The sequence below is a fragment of the Methylobacterium sp. Leaf104 genome (assembly GCF_001422885.1).
Lineage (GTDB): Bacteria > Pseudomonadota > Alphaproteobacteria > Rhizobiales > Beijerinckiaceae > Methylobacterium.
On the sequence record NZ_LMMZ01000001.1, the window covers coordinates 563,648 to 587,880 of the forward strand.

23 protein-coding genes are annotated in these 24,233 nt (G+C 71.3%); 15 read left to right on the forward strand and 8 right to left on the reverse strand.

The window, feature by feature from the left end; genetic code table 11:
- Positions 1-78 precede the first annotated feature (78 nt).
- From ASF49_RS02650 to ASF49_RS02660, 3 genes are all read left to right on the forward strand, one after another.
- On the forward strand, positions 79-1,533 hold the full coding sequence (locus ASF49_RS02650) for a polysaccharide biosynthesis C-terminal domain-containing protein (RefSeq protein ID WP_056467198.1): 1,455 nt from the start codon (positions 79-81) through the stop codon (positions 1,531-1,533).
- A 101-nt stretch (positions 1,534-1,634) separates the two neighbouring features.
- Positions 1,635-2,822, forward strand: a complete 1,188-nt coding sequence (gene glcE / locus ASF49_RS02655; protein ID WP_056467201.1) for a glycolate oxidase subunit GlcE — start codon at positions 1,635-1,637, stop codon at positions 2,820-2,822.
- A gap of 163 nt (positions 2,823-2,985) precedes the next feature.
- Positions 2,986-4,368, forward strand: coding sequence for a heterodisulfide reductase-related iron-sulfur binding cluster (locus tag ASF49_RS02660; RefSeq protein WP_056467204.1), 1,383 nt, complete (start codon positions 2,986-2,988; stop codon positions 4,366-4,368).
- 7 nt (positions 4,369-4,375) lie between these two features.
- Here ASF49_RS02660 and ASF49_RS02665 read toward each other — a convergent pair whose 3' ends face one another.
- Positions 4,376-5,350, reverse strand: a complete 975-nt coding sequence (locus ASF49_RS02665) for an MBL fold metallo-hydrolase (protein WP_082510756.1) — start codon at positions 5,348-5,350, stop codon at positions 4,376-4,378.
- Between the two features lie 88 nt (positions 5,351-5,438).
- Here ASF49_RS02665 and ASF49_RS02670 point away from each other — a divergent pair, with 88 nt between their 5' ends.
- Positions 5,439-6,275 carry a helix-turn-helix domain-containing protein gene (locus tag ASF49_RS02670; protein ID WP_056467207.1) on the forward strand — a complete coding sequence of 279 codons (837 nt, stop codon included), beginning with the start codon at positions 5,439-5,441 and terminating at the stop codon, positions 6,273-6,275.
- Here ASF49_RS02670 and ASF49_RS02675 read toward each other — a convergent pair.
- Genes ASF49_RS02675 through fumC form a run of 3 tightly spaced genes read right to left on the reverse strand, consistent with a single transcriptional unit; the run spans position 6,225 to position 8,120 of the window.
- Positions 6,225-6,443 carry a ribbon-helix-helix domain-containing protein gene (locus ASF49_RS02675; RefSeq protein ID WP_056467209.1) on the reverse strand — a complete coding sequence of 73 codons (219 nt, stop codon included), beginning with the start codon at positions 6,441-6,443 and terminating at the stop codon, positions 6,225-6,227. The genes ASF49_RS02670 and ASF49_RS02675 overlap by 51 nt on opposite strands.
- A 58-nt stretch (positions 6,444-6,501) precedes the next feature.
- Positions 6,502-6,693: a DUF4169 family protein gene (locus ASF49_RS02680; RefSeq protein ID WP_056467212.1), complete on the reverse strand. Its 192-nt coding sequence runs from the start codon at positions 6,691-6,693 to the stop codon at positions 6,502-6,504.
- Between the two features lie 14 nt (positions 6,694-6,707).
- Positions 6,708-8,120 carry a class II fumarate hydratase gene (fumC, locus tag ASF49_RS02685; RefSeq protein WP_056467216.1) on the reverse strand — a complete coding sequence of 471 codons (1,413 nt, stop codon included), beginning with the start codon at positions 8,118-8,120 and terminating at the stop codon, positions 6,708-6,710.
- A 154-nt stretch (positions 8,121-8,274) separates the two neighbouring features.
- On the opposite strand from fumC, the gene ASF49_RS02690 reads away from it, so the two are divergent.
- On the forward strand, positions 8,275-9,684 hold the full coding sequence (locus ASF49_RS02690; protein ID WP_056467227.1) for a cytochrome P450: 1,410 nt from the start codon (positions 8,275-8,277) through the stop codon (positions 9,682-9,684).
- 252 nt (positions 9,685-9,936) lie between these two features.
- Here ASF49_RS02690 and ASF49_RS02695 read toward each other — a convergent pair whose 3' ends face one another.
- Complete coding sequence (locus tag ASF49_RS02695; RefSeq protein ID WP_056467231.1) at positions 9,937-10,584, reverse strand: SspB family protein; 648 nt, start codon at positions 10,582-10,584, stop codon at positions 9,937-9,939.
- A 344-nt stretch (positions 10,585-10,928) separates the two neighbouring features.
- On the opposite strand from ASF49_RS02695, the gene ASF49_RS24145 reads away from it, so the two are divergent.
- The 6 genes from ASF49_RS24145 to ASF49_RS02725 all read left to right on the forward strand — a co-directional run bounded on the left by ASF49_RS24145 (position 10,929) and on the right by ASF49_RS02725 (position 17,158).
- Positions 10,929-11,756, forward strand: coding sequence for a CPBP family intramembrane glutamic endopeptidase (locus ASF49_RS24145; RefSeq protein ID WP_243214313.1), 828 nt, complete (start codon positions 10,929-10,931; stop codon positions 11,754-11,756).
- Between the two features lie 93 nt (positions 11,757-11,849).
- On the forward strand, positions 11,850-12,644 hold the full coding sequence (locus ASF49_RS02705; RefSeq protein WP_056467234.1) for a thymidylate synthase: 795 nt from the start codon (positions 11,850-11,852) through the stop codon (positions 12,642-12,644).
- Positions 12,644-13,141 carry a dihydrofolate reductase gene (locus ASF49_RS02710; protein ID WP_056467237.1) on the forward strand — a complete coding sequence of 166 codons (498 nt, stop codon included), beginning with the start codon at positions 12,644-12,646 and terminating at the stop codon, positions 13,139-13,141. The genes ASF49_RS02705 and ASF49_RS02710 overlap by 1 nt, the downstream gene beginning before the upstream one ends.
- A 249-nt stretch (positions 13,142-13,390) precedes the next feature.
- Complete coding sequence (gene hflK / locus ASF49_RS02715; RefSeq protein ID WP_056467240.1) at positions 13,391-14,563, forward strand: FtsH protease activity modulator HflK; 1,173 nt, start codon at positions 13,391-13,393, stop codon at positions 14,561-14,563.
- Positions 14,560-15,513, forward strand: coding sequence for a protease modulator HflC (gene hflC / locus ASF49_RS02720; protein WP_056467243.1), 954 nt, complete (start codon positions 14,560-14,562; stop codon positions 15,511-15,513). Before hflK ends, hflC begins: the two co-directional genes overlap by 4 nt.
- A gap of 106 nt (positions 15,514-15,619) precedes the next feature.
- Positions 15,620-17,158, forward strand: coding sequence for a DegQ family serine endoprotease (locus ASF49_RS02725; protein ID WP_056467246.1), 1,539 nt, complete (start codon positions 15,620-15,622; stop codon positions 17,156-17,158).
- Between the two features lie 273 nt (positions 17,159-17,431).
- On the opposite strand, the gene serB is transcribed toward ASF49_RS02725, so the two are convergent.
- Positions 17,432-18,328, reverse strand: coding sequence for a phosphoserine phosphatase SerB (gene serB / locus ASF49_RS02730; protein WP_056467249.1), 897 nt, complete (start codon positions 18,326-18,328; stop codon positions 17,432-17,434).
- An 18-nt stretch (positions 18,329-18,346) separates the two neighbouring features.
- Here serB and miaA point away from each other — a divergent pair, with 18 nt between their 5' ends.
- Positions 18,347-19,318, forward strand: coding sequence for a tRNA (adenosine(37)-N6)-dimethylallyltransferase MiaA (gene miaA, locus ASF49_RS02735; protein WP_056467253.1), 972 nt, complete (start codon positions 18,347-18,349; stop codon positions 19,316-19,318).
- 87 nt (positions 19,319-19,405) lie between these two features.
- Here the strand turns inward: miaA and ASF49_RS02740 are convergent, their stop codons facing one another.
- Together ASF49_RS02740 and moaA are read right to left on the reverse strand one after the other, a co-directional pair.
- Positions 19,406-20,272 (reverse strand): NAD(P)-dependent oxidoreductase, encoded by an 867-nt coding sequence (locus ASF49_RS02740; protein ID WP_056467970.1) that lies wholly within the window; start codon positions 20,270-20,272, stop codon positions 19,406-19,408.
- A 76-nt stretch (positions 20,273-20,348) separates the two neighbouring features.
- A complete protein-coding gene (gene moaA, locus ASF49_RS02745) occupies positions 20,349-21,386 on the reverse strand; it encodes a GTP 3',8-cyclase MoaA (RefSeq protein WP_056467258.1) in 1,038 nt (345 codons plus the stop codon).
- A 204-nt stretch (positions 21,387-21,590) separates the two neighbouring features.
- Here moaA and ASF49_RS02750 point away from each other — a divergent pair, with 204 nt between their 5' ends.
- The 3 genes from ASF49_RS02750 to ASF49_RS02760 all read left to right on the forward strand — a co-directional run bounded on the left by ASF49_RS02750 (position 21,591) and on the right by ASF49_RS02760 (position 24,233).
- Complete coding sequence (locus ASF49_RS02750) at positions 21,591-22,064, forward strand: gamma-butyrobetaine hydroxylase-like domain-containing protein (protein WP_056467261.1); 474 nt, start codon at positions 21,591-21,593, stop codon at positions 22,062-22,064.
- A 45-nt stretch (positions 22,065-22,109) separates the two neighbouring features.
- Entirely contained in the window at positions 22,110-23,483 is a 1,374-nt protein-coding gene (locus ASF49_RS02755) for an MATE family efflux transporter (protein ID WP_056467264.1), read from the forward strand.
- A 186-nt stretch (positions 23,484-23,669) separates the two neighbouring features.
- Entirely contained in the window at positions 23,670-24,233 is a 564-nt protein-coding gene (locus tag ASF49_RS02760; protein ID WP_056467973.1) for an iron transporter, read from the forward strand.

Genomic DNA, 24,233 nt, shown 5'->3' on the forward strand with positions numbered 1-24,233 from the left:
ATGTTTGCTCGCGCGCGCTAGAGCCTTGCGCGGCGATGCCCCCCCTCAGCCGGCATTCGAGGATGACCCGTCCGCGCCATGGCCGTGATCGCTGCCTTCGTCCTCAATGCCGGCCTGAACTTCATCCTCGGCCTTCTCATCGCCAAGCTGCTGGGTCCTGCGGATTTCGGCCTGTTCGCCCTCGCGACGGCCGGCGCCATCGTGGCCAACACCGTCCTGTTCGAGTGGCTGCGCCTCTCGGCGACGCGGTTCTACTCGGCGCGGGTTCGCCTCGACGAGCCCTGGATCCGGCAAGGCCTCGACCGTGCCTACGCGGTCCTAGCGCTGGCGCTCTTCGCCGCGGCCGTGATCTGCGCCGGCCTGGGGCTGACGATCGAGCCCAGTGCCGGGAGCCGCCTCGCGATCACGGCGGGCGCGGCGGTGGCCGCCCTCGGCATCGGAGTGTTCGACTACCATGCCGCGCTCGCCCGCGCCCGCTTCGACGGCGGGCTCTACTTCAACCTCGTGGCGGTCAAGAACGGCCTCGCCTTCGTGCTGATGGCGGGCGCCGCCTGGTTCTTTCCCCAGCCGGTCTGGGTGCTGACGGCGGCGGGCGTCAGCCAAGCCCTCGCCATCTTGCTCCTGCACCGCCCGCTGCGCGATCCCGTCGCCCCGCGGGTACGCCTGAAGCTGCGTGAAGCTTGGCGCCTCTTCGTCGCCTACGGCCTGCCACTCATCGCCGCCAACGCGATCTATCAACTGATGCCGTTTCTGAACCGGGGCAGCATCGCCGCCCATGCGGGGCTTGCCGAGGCCGGCTATTTCGCCCTCGCCGCCGACGTGACGACGCGGAGCATCGGCACCCTCGGGACCGCCCTCGACCTGCTGCTGTTCCAGCTCGCGGTCCGGGTCGAGGAGGAGGAGGGCCGTGCGGCCGCCGAGCGCCAGGTCGGGCTCAACATCGGCGTCGTGGTCGCGCTGCTGCTGCCCTGCGCGGTTGGGTTCTGGGCGGTCCTCCCGGCTCTCGAGGCCCTGGTGGTGCCGGAGGCCTATCGCGGCCCCTTCGCCGCCTATGCGGGGCTGATGGTCCCGGGCTTCTTCTGCCTGGCGATGATGAATTTCGCGCTCAACCCGATCTTCCAGATCCGGCGCCGGACCCGCCCGGTGATCGCCGCCGCCCTGGTCGGGCTCGGCCTTAACGCGCTCGGCCTGTGGATCCTGCCGCCCCGGCTCGGACCCGAGGGCGTCGCGATCGCGCAGACCCTCGGGCTCGCCGCCGCCACCCTGCTCCTCGCTTGGCGCGCCTTGACCGGACCCGACCGCCTGCGACTGCCATGGTGGGAGATCCTGGCGGCCTGCACCGCCTGTTTGGCGATGGCGCTCTGCCTCCTGCCCCTGCGCCACATCGAACCGGCCCGGGTCCTGATGATCGGTGTGCCCCTCGGCATCGTGATCTACGGCGCGCTGGTCTGGCTCTTCGACATCGCGGGCCTGCGGGGGCACGTGGAAGCCCGCTTCGCCCGACCTCCGGCGGAAGCGGCGCCCGCCGAATAGCCGGTCCGCACCGGATGCCATCGCGGCGAAGGTCCTCTAAGGTGACAGCGTAGGAACAGGATCGAGGGCGCCGCAGAGCGCCCCGGATCGGGCAGGAAACGATGCGTGCATATGAGCCTCACGACGAGGGCGCGGCGGCCGAGATCGTCCGCGCGGCGGCTTCGAGTTCCGAGCGGCTGCGGCTCGTCGGCGGTGCGACCAAGAGCGGGATCGGCCGGCCGGCCCAGGACGAGGCCACCCTCTCCAGCGCCGGTCTGACCGGAATCACCCTCTACGAGCCGGCCGAGATGGTCGTCGCCGCCCGTGCCGGCACGCCCCTGGCCGAGGTTCAGGCGCTGCTCGCCGCGCGCGGCCAGATGCTCCCTTTCGAGCCGATGGACCATCGTCCCCTCTTGGGGAGTACCGGCGAGCCGACCTTCGGTGCCGTGGCGGCCGCCAACAATTCCGGGCCGCGCCGGATCAATGCGGGTGCCGCCCGCGACAGCCTGATCGGCGTACGCTTCATCAACGGGCGCGGCGAGGCGATCAAATCGGGCGGCCGGGTGATGAAGAACGTCACCGGCCTCGACTTGGTAAAGCTGATGGCCGGCTCCTGGGGCACCCTCGGTCTCCTGACGGAAGTGACCTTCAAGGTGCTGCCCGTTCAGGAGCGGGTCGCGACCCTCGCCTTTCCAGACCTCGACGATGTCCGCGCCGTCGCGGCCCTGAGCGCGGCCCTCGGCTCGCCCTTCGAACTCACAGGGGCCGCGCACCTGCCCGCCGGCATCAAGGGCGGGCCCGCTCGGACGCTGATGCGGATCGAGGGTTTTTCGGAGTCGATCGATTATCGGCTCGGCGAATTGCGCCGCCTGCTCAAGCGCTTCGGCCAGCCCGAGATCATCGAGGGCGAGGCCGGGATCGCCCTCTGGGCGCGGATTCGCGACGCTGCCGCCTTCGCCGCGCCGCGCGATGCCGCAATCTGGCGGATTTCCACGGCGCCGACCCGCGGACCCGCCGTCACGGCCGCGATCGGTGCGCAGCGCGAGGCCCGCTGGTTCTACGATTGGGGTGGCGGCCTGATCTGGCTCGCGACCGATGTGGCCGGCGATGCCGGCGCGGAAGCGGTCCGGGCGGCGGTTCGGGCGGAGGGCGGACACGCCACCCTGGTGCGGGCGCCCGATGCCGTCCGCGCCGCAGTGCCGGTCTTCGAGCCGCTTTCGGAGCCTCTGATGCGGATCACCGCCGGGATCAAGGCGGCGCATGATCCCCATGGCCTGTTCAATCCGGGGCGAATGTACGCCGGCCTCTGAGCTGGGGCCTGTGCGGGGCGAGGTCGCGGCGGGGGTGCTGTTCGGAGCGATTCCAAGGCTCGGCAACCGGCACGAGACGCTCTAAACAGAGGACGCCAAGAACGACGATGCCGACACGGGCCGGACCCGATGGACGGCACGAGGGTGGACCCGAGGACACGCCGTGCAGACCAATTTCAGCCTGACGCAGCTTGCGGACCCGGCCATGGCGGCGTCCGAGAAGATCCTGCGGACCTGCGTCCATTGCGGGTTCTGCACCGCGACCTGCCCGACCTACCTGCTCCTGGGCGATGAACTCGACTCCCCCCGCGGGCGGATCTACCTGATCAAGGACATGCTGGAAGGTGGAAAGCCGGCGGTGCCGGAGGTGGTCAAGCATGTCGACCGCTGCCTCTCGTGCCTGTCCTGCATGACGACTTGCCCCTCGGGGGTGCATTACATGCACCTCGTCGACCATGCCCGGACGCATATCGAGGAAACCTATCGGCGTCCCTTGAGCGACCGCCTGCTCCGCAGCGTGCTGGCCTTCGTGCTGCCCTACCCGAACCGCTTCCGGCTGGCGCTCCTGGGCGCGAAGGTCGGCGCTCCGTTCCGGCCCCTGGTGGCGCGCCTGCCGCGGGTGGGAAATCGCCTCGCAGCCATGCTCGACCTCGCCCCGGCCCACCTGCCGAACCGCAACCCGACCGACCGGCCGGGCACCTTCCCGGCCGAGACGCGGGCCCTGGAAGCGAGCGCGGCGTTGCATGGGTATACCGCACCGTCGCGTCGAGGTCGCGTGGCCCTGCTGCGCGGTTGCGCCCAGAGCGTGCTGCGTCCCGATTTCAACGAGGCGGCGATCCGCCTCCTCACCCGGCACGGGGTCGAGGTGGTCCAGGCCCGGGGGGAGGGCTGCTGCGGCGCGCTCACCCACCACATGGGCAAGGCGGATTCGTCGCATGCCCAGGCGCAAAGGACCATTGACGCCTGGATCGCCGAGATGGACGGCGCCGGCCTCGACGCGATCCTCGTCACCGCCTCCGGCTGCGGCACGACGATCAAGGATTACGGCTTCATGTTCCGCGAGGACCCGGCCTATGCGGAGAAGGCGAAGCGGGTGTCGGCCATCGCAAAGGACGTCACCGAGTACATGGCCACGATCGGCCTGATGCCGCCGATCGTCGAGACCGACCTGGTGGTCGCCTACCATTCCGCCTGCTCGATGCAGCACGGCCAGGGCATCCGCACCGAGCCGAAGAATCTCCTGAAGACAGCCGGCTTCACCGTGAAGGACGTGCCCGAGGGCCATATCTGCTGCGGCTCGGCCGGCACCTACAACATCCTCCAGCCCGAGATCGCCAACCGCCTGCGCGAGCGGAAGGTGGCCAACATCGAGCGGATGCGCCCCGACGTCATCGCCACCGGCAACATCGGCTGCGCAACCCAGATCGGGAAGGGCACCGCGATCCCGATCGTGCACACGGCGGAGCTGCTGGACTGGGCGACGGGCGGCCCGAAGCCGGCGGTCCTGGAGGGGCTGCCGGCGCGGACGATGCTGGCGGCGGAGTAGGGGCGCGTCAGCGCCGGGGCCGGTCCGCCATCGGGAGCCAGCGGTATCCGAGCCCGTCGCGGACGACATGTCCCAGCGACGGGAAGGCGGTATGGTAGCCGGCGACGAGGACGCGATCGGTGGCGGCCATGTCGTAGATCGTCCGACGGGTCGCGGCGCCGGCCGCCTTGTCCATGTCGAAGAGGGCGTGCCAGTCGGGCCGGGCCAGCGAGGCGACCTCGTGGTGGGCGCAGTCGCCCCAGACCAGCAGGCGCTGGCCCTCGCTCTCCAGGTGGAAGGCGAGGTGGCCCGGCGTGTGGCCGAAGGCCGCCAGGGCGTCGATGCCCGGCACCACGGTCTGGCCCGGCGCCACGAGGCGGAGGCGGTCAGCCAAGGGAGCGAGGTGGCTGCGGAAGACGCGGGCCGACCGGTACGCGTTGCCGTCCGGCGGCGCGGCGAGGCGGTCGTCGCTGGACCAGAAGGCGAATTCGGCCGCACCCAGAACGATTTCGGCCCGCGGAAACAGCGGCGTCCCGTTCTCCAGCAGGCCGCCGATGTGATCGGTGTGGCAATGGGTCAGGACCACGAGGTCGATCTCGTCCGGCGACAGGCCGGCCTGTCGCAGGCGGTGCGCCAAAAGCCCGCCGGCCGGGGGCGTCACGAAGCCGACCGCGCCGTTGCCGGTGTCGAACAGAACGGTCTCCCGCCCGGTCCTGACGAGGAGGGGCGTGAAGCCGGGCGTGAAGCGATCCGGCGGGAGGCCGTTCGCCCGCATCAGCGCCGCGACCTCCGCCCTCGGCCGATCCTCGCCGACGATCGGCCAGGGGCCGTCGATGGCGGCATCGGCGTCGCTCAGGGCGGTGACGGTGAAGGCGCCGAGGCGGATCTCCCGAAGCCCCGCGGGCGCGGGCGTCGCCAGGGCGGCACGGGGCAGGGCGGCGCGCGACAGGGCGAGGCCCGCGGCCAGGGCCGCGGTGAGGTGGCGGCGGGTGAGTTCGGTCATCGCGAGGGATTTCCCGGCAGCTCCGGTTCCGTCAGGATGGTCGCGGGACCGGTCGCGGACGGTCTATCGCGGCGGGAGGGCGGCCAGCTTGTACGAACGTGCTGCGCCCGCCGATGCGTCGTCCGCTCCGATCTGGCACGTTGCGGGCGGCCACACGCTCTTTGCCGGGCCGCTCGCCTACAATGCGAGCCATCAGCACGGTGCGCCGGTCTACCTCGCCGGCCTCTACGGCGCCTTCCGTATCCGGTTCGCGGGCGGGGACTGGATCACCTGCCGCAACGCCTTCATCCCGGCCGGCGTTCTGCACGAGCTCGATTGCGGGGGTGATCCCCTCGGCGTCCTCTACCGCGAGCCCGAGGCCGGACCCCGGGCGCTGACCGGGCTGATGGGGCCGGCCGACCCGGTCGGAGGCGCCCTCGTGGGCCGGAGCGGCGAGGTCGAGGCCCTGCGCGCGCTCTTCGAGCGGCCCGATGCCTGCGACTGGGCCGGCGCGGCCGTCGTCGATCTCACCGCCTTCGCGGCGCGCCGGAGCGACCGGCCGATCGATGCCCGGATCGCCCGGATCCTCGTCGACCTGCGCGCCTGCCAGGAGGCCCGGATGAGCGCGGGCCGGCTCGCCGCCGCGGCCGGGCTGTCGTCCTCGCGGATGCAGCACCTGTTCAGCGCGGCGGTGGGAGTCCCGTTCCGGCGCTATCGCGGCTGGCTGCGCATGCGCCGCGCCATCGCGGCGGTCGTGGAGGGCGCCACCTTCACCGGAGCCGCGCACGCGGCGGCCTTCGCCGACCAGGCCCACTTCGCCAACGCCTTCCGCCGGACCTTCGGCGCGCCTGCCTCGCGCAGCCTCCAGGACATCCGCCGGCCGACGCCGCGGGCGTCAGGCCGGGGCGCGCACGCTCGCCAGCACGAACACCCGCAGGGCGGATGAGAGGTTCTGGCCCTCCCGTCCGGCATCGATGGCGCCGATCAGGGCCTGGACGGACTGGCCGCGCGCCGCCGCGATCTCGCGCAGAGCCTCCCAGAACGGGTCCTCCAGGGACACGCTGGTGCGGTGGCCCGCGATCATCACGGAGCGCTTGGTGACGCCGGTGGTCATCGCAGATCCCGGCCCTCTCCCGAAGACGGGGGAGGTGGATGCGCGCCCGCCATCGCCCTCACCCCTCCGAATCCGGCCCCACCAGCTTGTGGCCCTCGTGGCGCGAGACCTCGATCGCCTTCTTGGCCTCGGCCAGGGTCCGGGCCTTCTTCGGGCGGCCGAAGGCGACGCGGTTGTCCGCCGCCTTCGCCTCCTTCTCCACCCGCGCCCGGTCCTTGCGGGCCTGGCGCAGGTTGATGATCTCCGCCATGCCGGTCGGCTCCCTCACTCGGCGCTGGGCGCCAGCATCGTCTCGGGGCGCACCACGCGCTCGAACTCCTCGGCCGTGACGTAGCCGAGGCGCAGGGCCTCCTCCTTGAGGGTGGTGCCGTTCTTGTGCGCGGTCTTGGCGATCTCGGCGGCCTTGTCGTAGCCGATCGAGGGCGCGAGCGCGGTCACCAGCATGAGCGAGCGGCTCATCAGGTCGGCGATCTTGTCCTCGTTGGCCTTGATGCCGACGACGCAATTGTCGGTGAAGCTCACGGCCGCGTCGGCGAGGATGCGGATCGACTGCAGCACCGCGTTGGCGATCACCGGCTTGAACACGTTCAGCTCGAAATTGCCCTGGCTGCCGGCGAAGCTCACGGTGGTGCCGTTGCCGATCACCTGGGCGCAGACCATCGTCAGGGCCTCGCACTGGGTCGGGTTGACCTTGCCCGGCATGATCGACGAGCCCGGCTCGTTCTCCGGCAGCGAGAGCTCGCCGAGGCCCGAGCGCGGTCCCGAGCCGAGGAAGCGGATGTCCTGGGCGATCTTGAACAGGCCCGAGGCCAGGGCCGTCAGGGCGCCCTGCGTGAACACCAGGGCGTCGTGGGTCGCCAGCGCCTCGAACTTGTTGGCGGCCGAGGTGAAGGGCAGGCCCGTCAGCTCCGCGACCTTGGCGGCGAACTTCTCCGCGAATTCGGGATGGGCGTTGAGGCCGGTGCCCACCGCCGTACCGCCCTGGGCGAGCGCCAGCACGCCCGGTAGGGTCGCCTTCACGCGCTCGGTGCCGAGCGCCACCTGGGCGACGTAGCCCGAAAACTCCTGGCCCAGCGAGACCGGGGTCGCGTCCTGCAGGTGGGTGCGGCCGATCTTCACGATGGAGGCGAACGACTCGGACTTGGCCTGGAGCGCGTCCTGCAGGTGCTTGAGGGCCGGCAGCAGCCGGTCGTTGATCTCGCGCGAGACCGCGATGTGCATCGCGGTGGGGAACACGTCGTTGGAGGATTGCCCGCGATTGACGTGGTCGTTGGGGTGGACCGGCGACTTGCCGCCGCGCTTGCCGCCCAGCAACTCGTTGGCGAGGCTGGCGATCACCTCGTTGGCGTTCATGTTCGACTGGGTGCCGGAGCCCGTCTGCCAGACCACCAGGGGAAATTCCTGATCGTGCTCGCCGGAGACCACCTCGGCCGCGGAGGCCGCCACGGCCTGGGCCACCTTCGGGTCGAGGGCGCCGAGATCCTGGTTCACCAGGGCGGCGGCCTGCTTGACCATGCCCAGCGCGTGGACCAGGGGCGCCGGCATCCGCTCCGTGCCGATCTTGAAGTTCTGGATCGAGCGCTGCGTCTGCGCGCCCCAGTAGCGATGCGCCGGGACCTCGATCGGGCCGAAGGTGTCGGACTCGGTGCGGGTGGCGGGCGTCTCGGTGGGCGACATCGTGGCCTCTTCGTCTGGCTAAATCGGACCCTACTTAAACCGCACGCAACCAAACCGCGATGGCGCATGTCCAGCGGGCCGTGTGCCCGGCGCCGAAATGTCATGCCCTGTCAGCCCCTCTCGATCGACCCCCCGGGTCCCGGAGTTGTCCTCGATGTCGCGAGCCGCCGCCCTCGCCGAAGGCCGTGTCGACCCTGCCGCGCCGGTCCGCTTCCGCCCGGCGGTCCCGAAGCCCCTGCGCGAGCAGCCGGGCCTGTTCGGCTTCCTCAAGGCGGCCCGCGCCAACCCGCTGACGACCTGGCTCGACGTGCATTTCGAGAAGCCGGTGGTCGCCGCCGACGGCGCCCTCGGGCGTGTCACCGTGGTGAGCGACCCGGCCCTGATCCGCTACCTCTACGTCGAGAACGCCGCCAACTACCGCAAGGACGACCTGCAGCGGCGCGTCCTCGCCCCCGGCCTCGGCAACGGGCTGCTCACCGCCGAGGGTGACGAGTGGAAGCTGCAGCGCCGGACCCTGGCGCCGATCTTCTCCGCCCGGCACGTGCTGGGCTTCAACGTCGCCATGAACGCGGCCGGCGCCCGCATTGCCCGGCGGCTGGCGCGCCGCGACGGCACCCGCATCGACGTCGCGCTGGAGATGACCCGCGTCACCCTCGACGTCCTGGAGCGGACGATCTTCACCCACGGGCTCGCCAGCGACCCCGACGCCCTGGGCCGGGCGATCACCCGCTTCCTCGAATCGGTCGGGCCGATCGATCCCCTCGATGTGTTCGGGGTGCCGGGCTTCGTGCCCCGCATCGGCCGCCTGCGGGCGCGCCCCGCCATCCGCTTCTTCGCCGAGGTGGTGGACGAGCTGATCGACCGCCGCCGCGCCCTGATCGCGCAGGGCTCCGCGCCGGCCGACCTGCTGACGCTCCTGCTCAACGCGCAGGACCCGGAGACGGGACAGGGCCTGACCGACCTCGAGGTGAAGGCCAACATCGTCACCTTCATCGCCGCCGGCCACGAGACCACCGCCAACGCCCTGACCTGGGCGCTCTACTGCCTGTCGCAGGACCCGGATGCCCGGGCGCGGATCGAGGCGGAGGTCGATGCCGTGCCGGCGGGTCAGGATTTCGACGCGGACGCGCTGCCCTACACGAAGGCCGTGATGGAGGAGACCATGCGGCTCTTTCCGCCGGTTCCGTTCCTGAGCCGGCAGGCCATCGCCGAGGACCGGCTCGGCCGGATCAAGATTCCCAAGGGCTCCCTGGTGATGGTGGCGCCCTACGTGCTCCACCGCCACAGGACCCTGTGGCAGGAGCCCGGCGCCTTCATGCCCGAGCGCTTCCTGCCCGAGGCGCGGGCCGCGATCCCGCGCTTCGCCTACCTGCCGTTCGGGGCCGGGCCGCGCGTCTGCATCGGCCAGAGCTTCTCGCTGCAGGAGGCCGTGGTGGTGCTGGCCCACATCGCCCGCGCCGCCCGCTTCACCCTGGCCGACGACCACGCCCCGGTGGTCCCGCTGCACCGCGTGACGCTGCGGCCGGAGCACGGGCTGCACATGACGGTGAACCCGCGGGGGTGAGGGATGGCGCCTGTGGGGAGTCGCCCGCGGCGGCATGGTCGGGCGACCCCCGACGCGCGGAGGCCGGCGTCGGCAGAACCCGCGCGTGGCGCCGGGTCATCCCGGAACCGCGCAGCGCAGCGCGGGATCCGGACGGGCAGGTTGTGTCGGACTTGAGCCCGTCGGCGCCTTGGGATCGCACGCCGCTGCACCGCCCCGGAATCAGGGCGCGGTGCCGTCGGCGGGCGTCGGCCCCGATCGGCGCCCCGTCGATCAGCTCTTCTTGCGGAAGGCGTCGAGGCTGACGACCTCGGCGCTGGTCTCGCTGCCGTCCTCGGCCTTCTTGGCCGCAGGCTTGGCTTCCGAGCCGTCCTCCGACTTCGCGGCCTGGGCGGCGGGCGCCGGTGCGGTGCCGATCTTGGGGACGGCACCGCCGATGGTGGCGAGGCCCGTGCCCTTCGGCTTGATCTCGGTCGGCTCCGAGGCGGCCCCGCGGGGCGGGGTCTTGCCGCCGAGCGTCGGCGCGTCCTCGGCCTCCTCCTCGGTGGCGACCGCCTCCGTGCCCTCGCTGAGATCGAACTTCAGGCCGAACTGGACGGACGGGTCGAAGAAGCCGGTCAGGGCGTCGAAGGGCACGAGCAGGCGCTCGGGCACCCCGGAGAAGGACAGGCCGACCTCGAAGGTGTGCTCGGTGACGCCGAGGTCCCAGAACTGGTGCTGGAGCACGATCGTCATGTCCTGCGGATACTTCTCGCGCAGGCGCTGCGACATGCGCACGCCCGGCGCTTCGGTGCGGAACGAGACGTAGAAGTGGTGCTCGCCCGCGAGCCCCTCGCGGGCCGCGTCGGTCAGCACCTTGCGCACCACGCCGCGCAGGGCGTCCTGTACCAGGAGATCGTAGCGGATCAGGTCGTCTGCCATCTGCGGTCGCTTATGCCCGGTCACTGCCCGCCGTCTCACGCCGCGATGGCGCTCCGGGTCGGATGAAAATCGAATGGGAGTACCGGTGCCCGGCCCTCCCAGAACCCTGCCTGAACGGCCGAGACCCCTGTCGCGGACCGAGCTTCCGCCAAAACCCGAAGCCTGTCGAGCCTCGGACCCTTGCGTCCAAAAGCCCGTGGTCCGGAGACGCGCGACCGGGTTACCGTTCCGGTCCCGACCCTCGCCCCGGCGCCGCCGGATCCCCGCCCTCGCCGAGCCCGTCGGCCAACACCTTGATTATAGTGGGAGTGCCGCAGCATTTGAAGCCCGATGATGGGCCGCCGGTGCCCGGACCGCAGGCCGTGCGGCCGGCGCCCGTCCCGCCCCGTCCGTCGCGGGTCCGGACCGGCCTCGGCGCCGTGACGGCGCTCGTCGGACTGGCCTTCGCGGCGTTCCTGGCGCTGGCGGTGGCGACCCTCCTCGCCCTGGTGATCGTGCGGGTCGGCGGCGACTGGATCGACGGCATCGCGGTCCTCGGCGGCGAGCGGCCGCGCCTGCATCCGCGCCAGCTCGCCATGCGGGAGCTCGCCGTGGACGTGGTCCGCCAGCTCGTCCTCGCCCTCCTGGTGATCGGTGCCGTGCGCTGGCGCGACGGGGCGGCCTGGCGCCGGACCCTGGCCCTGGTGGCGCCGGTGCCGCCGCCCTGGGGACCCGGCGCCCCGGGCCTGTCGGCGCGCCGCTTCGCCGTGATCCTTCTGGTCTGGCCGATGCTCCACATCACCTGGGTCACCGGCAGCGCCGAGCTGTTCCGGATGCCCATCGGGCGGCACACCGCCCTCTCGCCCGGACTGACCCCCACGGCGGCGGCCCTGTGGTTCGCCTACGTGATCGTGCTGGCGCCGGTGGCCGAGGAACTGCTGATGCGGGGCGCCCTGTTCGCCCGGGCGCGGGAGACCTTCGCGGCGCGGGGCGCGATCCTGGCGACTGCGCTGCTGTTCGCCGGCGCCCACCTCACGCCGGCGGGCTTCGCCCGGCCGGTCTCGCTGATTCCCCTGGCGCTGATCCTCGGCTGGGTGCGCTGGCGCAGCGGTCGGCTCTGGCCGGGCATCGTGCTGCACGCCTGGAGCAACCTCGCGATGATCGCCTACGTGCTCGGACCGGCCCTGGGCTGAGCGCGCGGCCGGCACGACCTGTTGACGCCCCGGCCCGCCACCTCGCCAGCCCCGGCGCTTCGGGGTATTCCGGGTGCCCGCCCGGGAGCCGCGATGCACGCCTATCACCAGCTACTCGAACGCATCCTGCAGGACGGGGTGCGCAAGGACGACCGGACCGGCACCGGCACCCTCTCGGTGTTCGGGCACCAGATGCGCTTCGACCTCGCGGAGGGCTTCCCCCTCGTCACCACGAAGCAACTCCACCTGCGCTCGATCATCCACGAGCTCCTGTGGTTCCTCACCGGCGACACCAACGTGCGCGCCCTCCAGGCCAACGGCGTCAGCATCTGGGACGAGTGGGCGGACGCGAACGGCGACCTCGGCCCGGTCTACGGGCGGCAATGGCGCTCCTGGGCCAAGCCCGACGGCGGCAGCGTCGACCAGATCGCCTGGGTCCTCGACGAGATCCGGCGCAACCCGGATTCCCGGCGCCTCATCGTCTCGGCCTGGAACCCGGCCGACCTCGACCGGATGGCGCTGGCGCCGTGCCACTGCCTGTTCCAGTTCTACGTGGCGGACGGCCGGCTCTCGTGCCAGCTCTACCAGCGCTCGGCGGACGTCTTCCTCGGCGTGCCCTTCAACATCGCGAGCTACGCGCTCCTCACCGCGATGATCGCGCAGGTGACGGGGCTGGAGCCCGGCGATTTCGTCCACACGCTGGGCGACGCCCATCTCTACGCGAACCACCTCGAACAGGCCCGGCTCCAGCTGACGCGCGAGCACCGCCCCCTGCCGCGCCTCGTGCTCGATCCGGCCGTGACCTCGCTGTTCGACTTCCGCTTCGAGGACATCGCGGTGGAGGGCTACGCGCCCCATCCGGCGATCCGTGCGCCGGTGGCGGTCTGATGCCGGCCCCCCGCGTCACGATCATCGCGGCGGTCGCCCGCAACGGCGTCATCGGCCGCGACAACGACCTGATCTGGCGCCTGCGCAGCGACCTGCGCCGGTTCAAGGCCCTGACCCTAGGCAAGCCCCTGCTGATGGGGCGCAAGACCTTCGCGTCGATCGGCCGGCCGCTGCCCGGCCGGCGCACCATCGTGCTCACCCGCGATCCCGGCTTCGCGGTGCCCGAGGTCGCGGTGGCGCATGACTGGGCCGGCGCGCTCGCGGCGGCCGAGGGGGCCGACGAGCTGATGGTGGCCGGCGGCGGCGAGATCTACGCCCTGGCGCTGCCGCACGCCGAGCGCATCCACCTCACGGAGGTCGACCTGGCGCCCGAGGGCGACACCGTGTTTCCGCCCTTCGAGCGGAGCCGCTACCGGGAGACGCACCGCGAGGCGCACCCGCCCGGCGAGCACGACGCCTGCGCCTTCAGCTTCGTCGATCTGGAGCGCGCACCGTAAACCATGGCACCGCGACCCATTGCGCAATGGCGGCCGCTGCGGTTGTCTTTCCCGCACCCGATGCCCAAGTGGCAATCTTGACAGGATCACGCGCGCCCACGCAGGTGCCAGGGTCGGGTCACGACGAGATCAACACTCTTGTCCACGCGGGGGAGTTCCGGCCCGCCTCCTGACAGAGGCCGGGACGGGAAGCGCGGGTGGGCTTCGTGCGCGGCGCAGACGCTGCTGGAACAGGAGAGATCGGCGAGCATGCCTTGGAGCAATCAGAGCGGCGGCGGTAGCGGCAACGGGGGAGGGCCCTGGGGCCGAGGCGGCGGCGGCAATGGCGGCGGGGGTGGCCCGTGGGGCGGCGGCGGTGGCGGCGGCGGCAAGACCCCGCCCGACCTCGAGGAACTCCTGCGGCGCAGCCAGGACCGCCTGCGCGGCGTGCTTCCGGGCGGCTCCTTCGGCGGCGGCCGCGGCCTGCTGATCGCCGGCGGCATCGTGGTCGCCGTCTGGCTCGCCACCGGCTTCTACACCGTGGCCCCGCAGCAGGTCGGCATCGAGACGATCTTCGGGCGCTACCTCAGCACCACCGGCCAGGGCCTGAACTACAACTTCCCGGCCCCGATCGGCGCCGTGCTCAAGCCGAATGTCGGCCAGGTCAACAGCGTGCAGATCGGCTACCGCGCCGGCCTCGGCAACCAGACCCGGACGGTCGACAAGCCCGAGGAGAGCCTGATGCTCACGGGCGACGAGAACATCGTCGACCTCGACTTCGAGGTGCAGTGGCGCGTCAATCCGCTGAAGGCCTCCGACTACGTCTTCAACCTCGAGAATCCCGAGGGCACGATCAAGGCCATCGCCGAGAGCGCGATGCGCGAGGTGGTCGGCCGGCGCAACATCCAGCCGATCCTCACCAACGAGCAGTCGAGCGTCGCCCAGGAGGTCCGCGAGATCACCCAGAAGGCCCTCGACGAGTACGGCGCGGGCGTCCGCATCGAACTCGTCCAGCTCGTCAGCGTGCAGCCCCCGCCGGAGGTGCGCCCCGCCTTCTTCGACGTGAACGCGGCGCAGCAGGATGCCGAGCGCGCCAAGAACGACGCGCGCACCTACGAGAGCCAGAAGGTGCCGCAGGCCCGAGGCGAGGCCCAGCGGATCGTCCAGGCGGCGGAGGCCTACAAGACCCAGGCGACGGCGGAGGCGACCGGTCAGGCCGCGCGCTTCAACCAGGTCTACGATTCCTACAAGGGCGCGCCGGTGATCAGCCGCGAGCGCATCTTCCTCGAGACGATGGAGCGGGTCCTGGGCTCGGTCAACAAGGTGATCATCGATCAGAACGGGTCCGGCACGGGTGCGGGCGCCAGCGCCGCCGGCGTGCTGCCGGTGCTGCCGCTCACCGAATTCGGTCCCCGCAACGCTGCCGGTGGAGTGGCCCGATGAACAACCAAGCCCTCCGCACCGGCCTGATGATCGCGGCCGCCGCGATCGTCGTCGGCCTCTACGCCTCGGTCTTCACCGTCGGCCAGATGCAGCAGGCCCTGGTGCTCCGCTTCGGCGGCGTCCGCGCCGTCCTGAACCAGACCGGCACCGACAAGCCCGGCCTCTACTTCAAGGTCCCCTTCATCGAGAACGTGGTCGTGTTCGACAAGCGCGTGCTCGACCTCGACCTGCCGGTGCAGACCCTGCTGACCACCGACCGCCAGAACCTCGAGGTGGACGCCTTCGCGCGCTACCGGATCATCGATCCGCTGAAGTTCTACCAGTCGGCCAACAACATCGCCCGCGCCAACACCCTGCTGGCGAGCTTCACCAACTCGGCCCTGCGCAACCTGCTCGCCCGCTCGACCCGGGACGCCATCGTGCGGACGCAGCGCGCCGAGCTGATGAACCAGATCCAGGCCGACGTGAACCGGCAGGCGAAGGAACTCGGCGTCGAGATCGTCGACCTGCGCATGACCCGCGTCGATCTGCCGACCCAGAACAGCTCGGCGGTCTACAAGCGCATGACGACGGAGCGGCAGCGCGAGGCGGCCGACATCCGCGCCAACGGCGAGCAGATCGCGGTCACGATCAAGGCCAAGGCCGACCGCGACGTGACGGTGGTGCTCTCCGAGGCCAACCAGACGGCCGAGACCCTGCGCGGCCAGGGCGACGCCGACAAGAACCGGATCCTGGCGGAAGCCTACGGCAAGGATGCGGACTTCTTCAGCTTCTACCGCTCGATGCAGGCCTATGAGACCGGGCTGAAGGGCTCCGACACCCGGCTGGTGATCAGCCCGTCCTCGGACTTCTTCCGCTACTTCAGCGATCCGCAGGGCCGGACACCGACCAGCCCGGCCGCCCGCACGCGGGCTCCGGCCGAGCCCGGCACGACGGGCAGTACCCGCTGACGGAACGCGATCCCGTGCCGGCGGCGGACCCTGGTTCGCCGCCGGACTCTTGATCGGGGACCGGCGCGGACGATCTAAGACCGTCCTGACACAGATGAGGTCGACCATGGTTCCCGTTGCGAGCGCCGTCCGGGCGCCCCGTTCCCGAGCGCTCCAGCGCAGCCTGCGCTCCGCCCTCGCCGCCGCGGCGCTGGCGACGTCCGTCGCCGTGGCCGGCCTTCCGGCGCCGGCCTTCGCCAAGGGACCGGAATCCCTCGCCGACCTCGCCGACCAGGTCACCGACGCGGTGGTGAACATCTCGGCCTCGACCACCGTCGAGGCCCGCCCCAACGCCCGCTCCGGCTCGCCGCTTCCGCAGGGCACGCCCTTCGAAGACCTGTTCGAGGAGTTCTTCAACAAGCGCGGCCAGCGCGGCGGCGGCGACCGCAGCGAGGCCGACCGCCCGCGCCCGCAGCAGCGCAAGTCCAACTCCCTCGGGTCCGGCTTCATCATCGACGCTTCCGGCATCGTGGTGACGAACAACCACGTCATCGGCGACGCCAACGACATTCAGGTCATCCTGCACAACGGCACCAAGCTGAAGGCCGAGATCATCGGCAAGGATGCCAAGATCGATCTCGCGGTGCTGCGGGTGAAGCCGGAAGCCGGCAAGCCCCTGAAGGCCGTCCCGTTCGGGGATTCCGAGAAGATGCGGCCGGGCGACTGGGTCATCGCTATCGGCAACCCGTTCGGCCTCGGCGGCTCGGTCTCGGCCGGCATCGTCTCGGCGCGGGGCCGCAACATCGAGTCCGGCCCCTACGACAACTACATCCAGACGGATGCGGCCATCAACAAGGGCAATTCCGGCGGCCCGCTGTTCAACATGAACGGCGAGGTGATTGGCATCAACACCGCGATCCTCTCGCCCACCGGCGGCTCGGTCGGCATCGGCTTCGCGGTGCCGTCGAACAACGCCTCGCAGGTCATCGACCAGCTGCGCGAGTTCGGCGAGGTCCGCCGCGGCTGGCTCGGCGTGCGCATCCAGAACGTCGACGAGACCACCGCCGAGGCCCTCGACATGAAGGACGGCGTCAAGGGCGCCCTGGTCGCGGGCGTCGACGAGAAGGGTCCGGCCAAGGCCGCCGGCCTCGAGATCGGCGACGTCATCGTCAAGTTCAACGGCACGGCGGTGAAGTCGTCGAGCGACCTGCCGCGGATCGTCGCCTCGACCCCGGTCGGCAAGACGGTGGACGTGCTCGTCATCCGCAAGGGCGCCGAGACCACCAAGTCCGTCACCCTCGGCCGCCTCGAGGACACCGAGAAGCCGACCCTGGCCAGCGTCAAGCAGCCGGAGGCCGAGAGTGCCGTGCGCCAGGTGCTCGGCCTCAACCTCTCGGGGATCACCGACGAGGCGCGCAAGCGCTACAGCCTCAAGGACGGCCTCAAGGGCGTCCTCGTCACCCGGGTCGACCCCAATTCCACGGCGGCCGACAAGCAGATCAAGCCGGGCGAGGTCATCGTCGAGGTCGGCCAGGAGGCGGTCAACGCGCCCGCCGACGTCAGCAAGCGGATCGACCAGCTCAAGAAGGACGGCCGCAAATCCGTCCTGCTCCTGGTCGCCAGCGCCTCCGGCGACGTCCGCTTCGTGGCCCTCGGGATCGACTGATCCCCAGACGCCATTCGGACGCATCCAGCCGCCGCCCGAAAGGGCGGCGGTTTCGTTTTGGTGGGTAGGGCTGCTCCGATTCGCGGCCGGCCGATCCACCGGCCGAAGCATGTCCCGTCGCTCCCCGTCATCCCGGGGTCGCGCGGCGGAGCCCGGGATCGGGAAACACAGGTGGCGCAGGGTCTTGCGGGGTCGGCGGCTCCGGATTGCACGCCACTGGCGCGCCCCTTCGGGGCCGGGCTCGCCTGCGGCGCCCCGGCATGCCTGTGCCGCTCAGCCCACGAATTCGGCCGAGGCATAGCCCTGCAGGTAGAGCAGGGCCGTCAGATCGCCGTGGTCGATCCGGACCTGCGCGGCGGCCGCGACCTTGGGCTTGGCCCGGAAGGCGACGCCGAGGCCGGCCTCGCCGATCATGGCGAGGTCGTTGGCACCGTCGCCCACCGCCAGGGTCTCGGCGGGATCGAGGCCGAAGCGGCTGCGCAGGGCGATCAGGGTCGCGCGCTTGGTCTCCTTGTCGACGATGGGCTCGACGACCTCGCCGGTGAGGTGGCCGTCCCGGATTCCGAGGGTGGTGGCGTGGGCCTCGTCGAACCCGATCCGGGCCGAGACCGGGCCGGTGAACAGGGTGAAGCCGCCCGAGATCAGGCAGGTATGGGTGCCGTGCGCCTTCATGGTCTGCACCAGGGTGCGCCCGCCCGGCGTCAGGGTGATGCGCTCGGCGATCAGCGCGTCGATCTTGTCCACGGGGACGTCGCGCAGGAGGGCGACGCGCTCGCGCAGGGCCGGGCCGAAAGCGATCTCGCCCCGCATCGCCCGCTCGGTGATTTCGGCGACGTGGTCTTTCAGGCCGATCGTGTCGGCGAGTTCGTCGATGCATTCCTGCTCGATCATGGTCGAGTCCATGTCGGCCAGGAACAGGCGCTTGCGCCGGTGCGGACCGGCGCCGAGGACCGCGACGTCGATCGGCTCGGAGGCCAGGGCGGCGCGCAGGCGGCGCGTGAGCGCCGGCGCATCCGCCTCCGCGCCCGGCACCAGGAGCTCGGCGGCGACCTCCCCGTGCAGGATGCGGGGCTGGTGCTCGGTGCGCATCACCGCCCGGGTCTCGGCCAGCACCGCATCGGTGATGGCGGGGCGGCTCTCGTTTGCTATCAGGATCGCGACGAGGGTCATCCGGGAGCTTTCCACGCAGTGCCGCCGGTCACGCAACGCGCGCACGCGCATACCCTGCCGGCGGCGATCCTCATCGCAGGGCCGACCGCCTCGGGCAAGTCGGGTCTGGCCCTGGCGCTGGCGCGCGACCTCGGGGGCGTGGTCGTCAACACCGACTCGATGCAGGTCTATGCCGATCTGCGCCGGCTCTCGGCCCGGCCGAGCCCGGCCGAGGAGGGGCTCGCGCCCCACCGCCTCTACGGCCATGTCGACGGCGCGGTGAACTACTCGGCCGGGCACTTCGCCCGCGAGGCGGAGCCGCTGCTCCGGACGTTACGCGAGGCGGGCCGCCTGCCGATCTTCGCCGGGGGCACCGGCCTGTATTTCCGGGCGCTGGAGGAGGGGCTGTCGGAGCTGCCGCCGGTGCCGGACGCGGTCCGCTCGGCCCTGCGCCTGCGGGCCGAGGGCCGGGCGACGGAGGATCTCCACGCCGATCTGGCCGCGCTCGACCCGGCCGGGGCCGAGAGCCTGCGCCCCAGCGACCGGGCGCGGGTGATGCGCGCCCTCGAGGTGTTCGCCGCCACCGGCCGGCCGATCGCGGATTTCCACGGCGCCCGCACGCCCGGCCCGCTCGCGGGCCTGCCGCTCCTCAAGCTGTTCCTGGCGCCCGAGCGCGAGACCCTGCGCCGGGCCATCGACGCGCGGTTCGAGGCGATGATCGCGGAGGGGGCGCTGGGCGAGGTCGAGGCCCTGCGCGACCGGCGCCTCGATCCGCTGCTGCCGATCATGCGCGCCCACGGGGTGCCGAGCCTGATCGCCCATCTCGACGGGGCCCTCTCCCGGACGGAGGCGATCCGGCGCGGGCAGGGCGACACGCGGCGCTACGCCAAGCGCCAGTTCACCTGGTTCCGGCATCAGATGGGCACGGACTGGCTCTGGACGCCGCCCGAGGCGGCCCTCGGGCGGGCGCGAGCGGCGCTGATGTCAAGCCTCGGGGAGCCTGCCCCGTAGGTCGGTCTCCCCGAGATCCGGCGGACGGCCGCCGCCGCGCCGTCGCGCGGGCAGAGCGCGACGAGGCAGGCTCATCGAGCTCCGGTGTCACTTCTCCAGCCGGGCGATGAGGGACGAGGTGTCCCAGCGGCTGCCGCCCATGCCCTGCACGTCGGCGTAGAACTGGTCGACGAGGGCGGTGACGGGCAGCTGGGCGCCGTTGCGCCGGGCCTCGGCCAGCAGGATGCCGAGGTCCTTGCGCATCCAGTCCACGGCGAAGCCGAAGTCGAACTTGCCCGCGTTCATGGTCTTGCCGCGGTTCTCCATCTGCCAGGAGCCGGCGGCGCCCTTGGAGATCACCTCCAGCACGGCCTCGACGTCGAGGTTCGCCCGCTTGGCGAAGTGCACCGCCTCCGACAGGCCCTGGACCAGGCCCGCGATCGCGATCTGGTTGACCATCTTGGTGAGCTGGCCGGAGCCCGCCGGACCCATCAGGCGGCTGGCGCGGGCAAAGCACAGGATGGCGGGCTCGACCGCCGCGTAGGTCTCGGCCTCGCCGCCGCACATCACGGTCAGCGCCGCGTTCTCGGCGCCCGCCTGTCCGCCGGAGACGGGGGCGTCGACGAAGCCGAGGCCGGCGGCCCCGGCGGCGTCGGCGAGTTCGCGGGCGACCTCGGCCGAGGCGGTGGTGTGGTCGACGAAGACCGCGCCCGTCTCCATGCCGGCGAAGGCGCCGTCCGCGCCCAGCGTGACGCTGCGCAGGTCGTCGTCGTTGCCGACGCAGGCGAAGACGATGGCCTGGCCCTTCGCGGCCTCGCGCGGCGTGGCCGCGAAGGCGCCCCCATGGGCGGAGACCCAGGCCTCGGCCTTGGCCGTGGTGCGGTTGTAGACGGTGACCTCGTGGCCCTTGGCGGCGAGGTGGCGGGCCATCGGGCCGCCCATCACGCCGAGGCCCAGAAACGCGACCTTCGCCATCATCATCTCCGCTCGTATCCTGAATACGAGCGGGGTCTAGGAGCGATGCTCGCGAGCGTCAAACCGATGCGGGGACTTATCCGCCGGTGACGCTCATGTGGCGCGGCACGGCGGCGGGCCGCGCCCGCTCGATGACGAAGTCGTGGCCCTTTGGCTTGCGCGCGATGGCGTCGATCACCGCCTGGGTCACCAGGGCGTCGTCGGGTGAGGCGCGGAGCGCCGCGCGGAGATCCGCGGCGTCCTCCTGGCCGAGGCACATGTAGAGCTTGCCGGTGCAGGTGAGGCGCACCCGGTTGCAGCTCTCGCAGAAATTATGGGTCAGCGGCGTGATGAAGCCGAGGCGTCCGCCGGTCTCGGCGATGCGCACGTAGCGCGCCGGGCCGCCCGTGCGGTCGGGCAGGGGGGTCATCGTGTAGCGCTGCTCGAGCCGGGCACGGGCGACCGAGAGGGGCAGGAACTGGTCGGTGCGGTCGCCCTCGATCTCGCCGAGCGGCATGACCTCGATCAGGGTCATGTCCATGCCGTCGCCGTGGGCCCAGGCGATCATGTCGGCGATCTCGTCCTCGTTGACGCCCTTCAGCGCCACGGCGTTGATCTTGACCTTGATGCCGGCTCTCCGCGCCGTCTCGATCCCGTCGAGCACCACCTTGAGGTCGCCCCGGCGGGTCACCGCGCGGAACTTGTCCGGGTCGAGGGTGTCGAGGGAGACGTTGACGCGGCGCACGCCGAGCTCGGCCAGTTCCGGCGCGAAGCGGCCGAGCTGCGTGCCGTTCGTGGTCATCGTCAGCTCTTCGAGGGCGCCCGTGCCGAGGTGACGGGACAGGCGCCGGAACAGGTGCATGATGTCGCGGCGGACGAGCGGCTCCCCGCCGGTGATGCGCAGCTTCTTCACGCCGCGCTGGATGAAGACGGCGCAGAGCCGGTCCAGTTCTTCGAGGGAGAGCAGGTCGCGCTTCGGCAGAAACTGCATGTCCTCGGACATGCAATAGACGCAACGCAGGTCGCAGCGATCGGTGACCGAGATGCGCAGGTAGGTAATCGCCCGCTGGAACGGGTCGATCAGCGGCGCGGGAGCGACCGGGACGGCATCGTCGGTGGCGCGGGGACCCCACATGCGGGATTCTGTGCTCTGTTGGGGTGAGGAAACGTTGGCGCGGTCGCGTGACGAACCTAACATGGCACGTCATATGAGGTCTCGCGTGGTCGCGGGCAAGTTTGCGTAGGTCGCAGGCGCCATGCATGCCAAGCGTTGTACCAAGCGTTGTGCAAGGCAATCCGTGTCGGGGCCGGCGGCCGACGCGGCCGGAAGGAAGCCATCATGACTCAACAGGCTGTCGATCCGCACGCGGCCCCGGCCGCTCCCGAGCGCTGGCCCACCGAGATCCGCCTCTCGGGCGACAAGCGCACGCTCAACGTCGCCTTCGAGGATGGCGGCCGCTTCGCCCTGCCGGCGGAGTACCTCCGGGTCTCGAGCCCCTCGGCCGAGGTGCAGGGCCACTCGCCCTCCGAGCGCAAGGTGGTGGGCGGCAAGCGCGACGTTGCGATCCTCAAGGTCGAGCCGATCGGCAACTACGCGGTCAAGCTGACCTTCGACGACATGCACGATACCGGTCTCTTCGGCTGGGGATACCTCTACGATCTCGGGCGCGAGTACCGGAACCGCTGGGCGACCTACCTGTCCGAGCTGGAGGATCGGGGCCTAAGCCGCGATCCCGTGCGCCGGAGCGCGAAGCCGGCCGCGCCCCCGAGCGACACGGGCGGAAGCTGCGGCAGCGGCTGCGGCTGCCACTGATCGGATCGACCGCCGCCCGAAAGGCCGCCGCAGGACCTCATCGCCATGACGCCGTCCACTCAACCGGCCACCAGCCGGCGCGTCCTCGCGCTCGCCCTGCCGATGACGCTCGCCAACGTGACGACGCCGCTGCTGGGCTTCGTCGGCGCGACCGTGATCGGCCGGCTCGGCGATGCCGCGCTCCTCGGCGCGATGGCGCTCGGCGCGGTGATCTTCGACGCGATCTTCTGGTCGTTCGGCTCCCTGCGCATGGCCACCGCCGGGCTCACCGCGCAGGCGGTGGGCGCCCGCGACGCCGCCGAGGTCGACCGGACGCTGGCGCGTGCCCTCGCGGCGGCGCTGCTCGTCGGGCTGGTGATCGTGGTGCTGCAGGGGCCTATCGGCCGCGCCGCCTTCTCCCTGAGCGGGGCGAGCCCCGCCGTGATCGCGGCGCTGGCGGCCTATTTCCACATCCGCATCTTCGCCGCCCCCTTCACCCTGGCGAACTACGCGATACTCGGATCGGTGCTGGGACGCGGGCGGACCGATCTCGGGCTGATCCTGCAGGTCGCCATCAACCTCACCAACATCGTCCTCACCCTCGTCTTCGTCCTGTACGCGGACATGAGCGTCGCCGGCGCCGGGCTCGCCACCTTGATCGCCGAGGCGGCCGGCGCCGGCCTCGGGCTCGTGCTCCTGGCGCGCCTCGGCTCGCGGCCCTTCGCGGTGCCGTTCCGGGTGGTGCGCGATCCGCTGGCCCTCGCCCGGATGCTCAGCGTCAACGCCGACGTGATGATCCGGACCCTGCTGCTGGTGGGCTGCATCACCCTGTTCTCGGCGCTCGGCGCCCGCTCCGGCGACGTGGTGCTGGCCGCCAACGCCGTCCTGTGGAATCTCTTCATGATCGGCGGCTTCTTCCTCGACGGCTTCGCCACCGCCGCCGAGACCCTGTGCGGGCAGGCGGTGGGCGCCCGGGACGAGGCCCGCTTCCGCCGCGCCGCGCGCCTGAGCCTGCTCTGGTGCCTCGCCTTCGGCGGCGCCATCGCGGGCGCCTTCCTCCTCGCCGGCGACGCCTTCATCGACGCGGTGACCACCAGCCCGGAGGTGCGGGCGATGGCCCGGCTCTACCTGCTGCCGGCCGCCCTGGCGCCCCTGATGGCCGCGCTGCCCTTCGCCTTCGACGGCATCTACATCGGCGCCACCTGGACGCGGGCGATGCGCAACCTGATGCTCGCCGCAAGCGCCCTCTACGGCCTCGCCCTGTTCGCTGCCCACGCCGCCGGCCTCGGCAACGGGGGCCTGTGGCTCTCGTTCCTGATTCTGCTGGCCGGCCGCGGGATCAGCCAGGCGCTGGCCTATTCGGGGCTGACGCGCCAAACCTTCTCCCGGGCGGGCGAACGCCCTCTGGATAAACCGGCCGGCGAATTCACGCCTGCGTGACGCCGGTCTGACGCGGTGCGTGCCGGCACTTGCGTTCCCGGCCGCGCGCAAGACGAGACACTGAAGCATCCAGCGGGATTTACTTGAGTCGTCAGGTGGAAGCTTAGTTTGGAATTGTTCTGATTAAGGAACGTGACGAAAAAGCCTCTTTGCTTGTTTTATCGTCTGGTCTACGCGCTAGCCACGATGCGCAAGAATCTCCGCTCCTCCCTCGCCCTGGCCCTCCTGTTCGCCGGCGCCGTCTCCCTCGGGAGCGGCGCTCAGGCGAAGGAGACGCCGATCGGCCCGCACGTCATCCAGAACGGGATCGAGGTGGGCGCCGTCTACCTTCAGCCCATCGAGATGGACCCGCCGGACATGATGCGCGCCGCAGCCGCGTCCGACATCCACCTCGAGGCCGACATCCACGCCGCCAAGGACAACCGCAACGGCTTCGCCGAGGGCGACTGGGTCCCGTCGCTGACGGTCAGCTTCGAGATCACCAAGCTGGAGGGCGAGGCCGCCACCGGCCCGAAGGTCTCCGGCTCGCTGATGCCGATGGTCGCCAATGACGGCCCGCATTACGGCGACAACGTCAAGCTCTCCGGCCCCGGCCGCTACCGCCTGAAGCTCACCGTCGCGCCGCCCGGCCCGCACAGCCATTTCGGCCGCCACGTCGACAAGGAGACCGGCGTCGCCGAGTGGTTCAAGCCCTTCGACCTGATCCAGGACTTCACCTTCGCGGGTATCGGCAAGAAGGGAGCCTACTGA

Excerpts from the sequence above, each read along its gene's own strand:
- ASF49_RS02760 (WP_056467973.1), top strand. The coding sequence starts at position 23,670 with ATGCGCAAGAATCTCCGCTCCTCCCTCGCCCTGGCCCTCCTGTTCGCC.
- ASF49_RS02695 (WP_056467231.1), bottom strand. The coding sequence starts at position 10,584 with ATGGCAGACGACCTGATCCGCTACGATCTCCTGGTACAGGACGCCCTG.
- ASF49_RS02680 (WP_056467212.1), bottom strand. The coding sequence starts at position 6,693 with ATGGCGGAGATCATCAACCTGCGCCAGGCCCGCAAGGACCGGGCGCGG.
- ASF49_RS02690 (WP_056467227.1), top strand. The coding sequence starts at position 8,275 with ATGTCGCGAGCCGCCGCCCTCGCCGAAGGCCGTGTCGACCCTGCCGCG.
- moaA (WP_056467258.1), bottom strand. The coding sequence starts at position 21,386 with ATGTGGGGTCCCCGCGCCACCGACGATGCCGTCCCGGTCGCTCCCGCG.
- ASF49_RS02750 (WP_056467261.1), top strand. The coding sequence starts at position 21,591 with ATGACTCAACAGGCTGTCGATCCGCACGCGGCCCCGGCCGCTCCCGAG.
- fumC (WP_056467216.1), bottom strand. The coding sequence starts at position 8,120 with ATGTCGCCCACCGAGACGCCCGCCACCCGCACCGAGTCCGACACCTTC.
- ASF49_RS02710 (WP_056467237.1), top strand. The coding sequence starts at position 12,644 with ATGCCGGCCCCCCGCGTCACGATCATCGCGGCGGTCGCCCGCAACGGC.
- hflK (WP_056467240.1), top strand. The coding sequence starts at position 13,391 with ATGCCTTGGAGCAATCAGAGCGGCGGCGGTAGCGGCAACGGGGGAGGG.
- hflC (WP_056467243.1), top strand. The coding sequence starts at position 14,560 with ATGAACAACCAAGCCCTCCGCACCGGCCTGATGATCGCGGCCGCCGCG.
- glcE (WP_056467201.1), top strand. The coding sequence starts at position 1,635 with ATGCGTGCATATGAGCCTCACGACGAGGGCGCGGCGGCCGAGATCGTC.
- serB (WP_056467249.1), bottom strand. The coding sequence starts at position 18,328 with ATGACCCTCGTCGCGATCCTGATAGCAAACGAGAGCCGCCCCGCCATC.
- ASF49_RS02755 (WP_056467264.1), top strand. The coding sequence starts at position 22,110 with ATGACGCCGTCCACTCAACCGGCCACCAGCCGGCGCGTCCTCGCGCTC.
- ASF49_RS02725 (WP_056467246.1), top strand. The coding sequence starts at position 15,620 with ATGGTTCCCGTTGCGAGCGCCGTCCGGGCGCCCCGTTCCCGAGCGCTC.
- ASF49_RS02740 (WP_056467970.1), bottom strand. The coding sequence starts at position 20,272 with ATGGCGAAGGTCGCGTTTCTGGGCCTCGGCGTGATGGGCGGCCCGATG.
- ASF49_RS02650 (WP_056467198.1), top strand. The coding sequence starts at position 79 with ATGGCCGTGATCGCTGCCTTCGTCCTCAATGCCGGCCTGAACTTCATC.
- ASF49_RS02705 (WP_056467234.1), top strand. The coding sequence starts at position 11,850 with ATGCACGCCTATCACCAGCTACTCGAACGCATCCTGCAGGACGGGGTG.
- ASF49_RS02665 (WP_082510756.1), bottom strand. The coding sequence starts at position 5,350 with ATGACCGAACTCACCCGCCGCCACCTCACCGCGGCCCTGGCCGCGGGC.
- ASF49_RS02675 (WP_056467209.1), bottom strand. The coding sequence starts at position 6,443 with ATGACCACCGGCGTCACCAAGCGCTCCGTGATGATCGCGGGCCACCGC.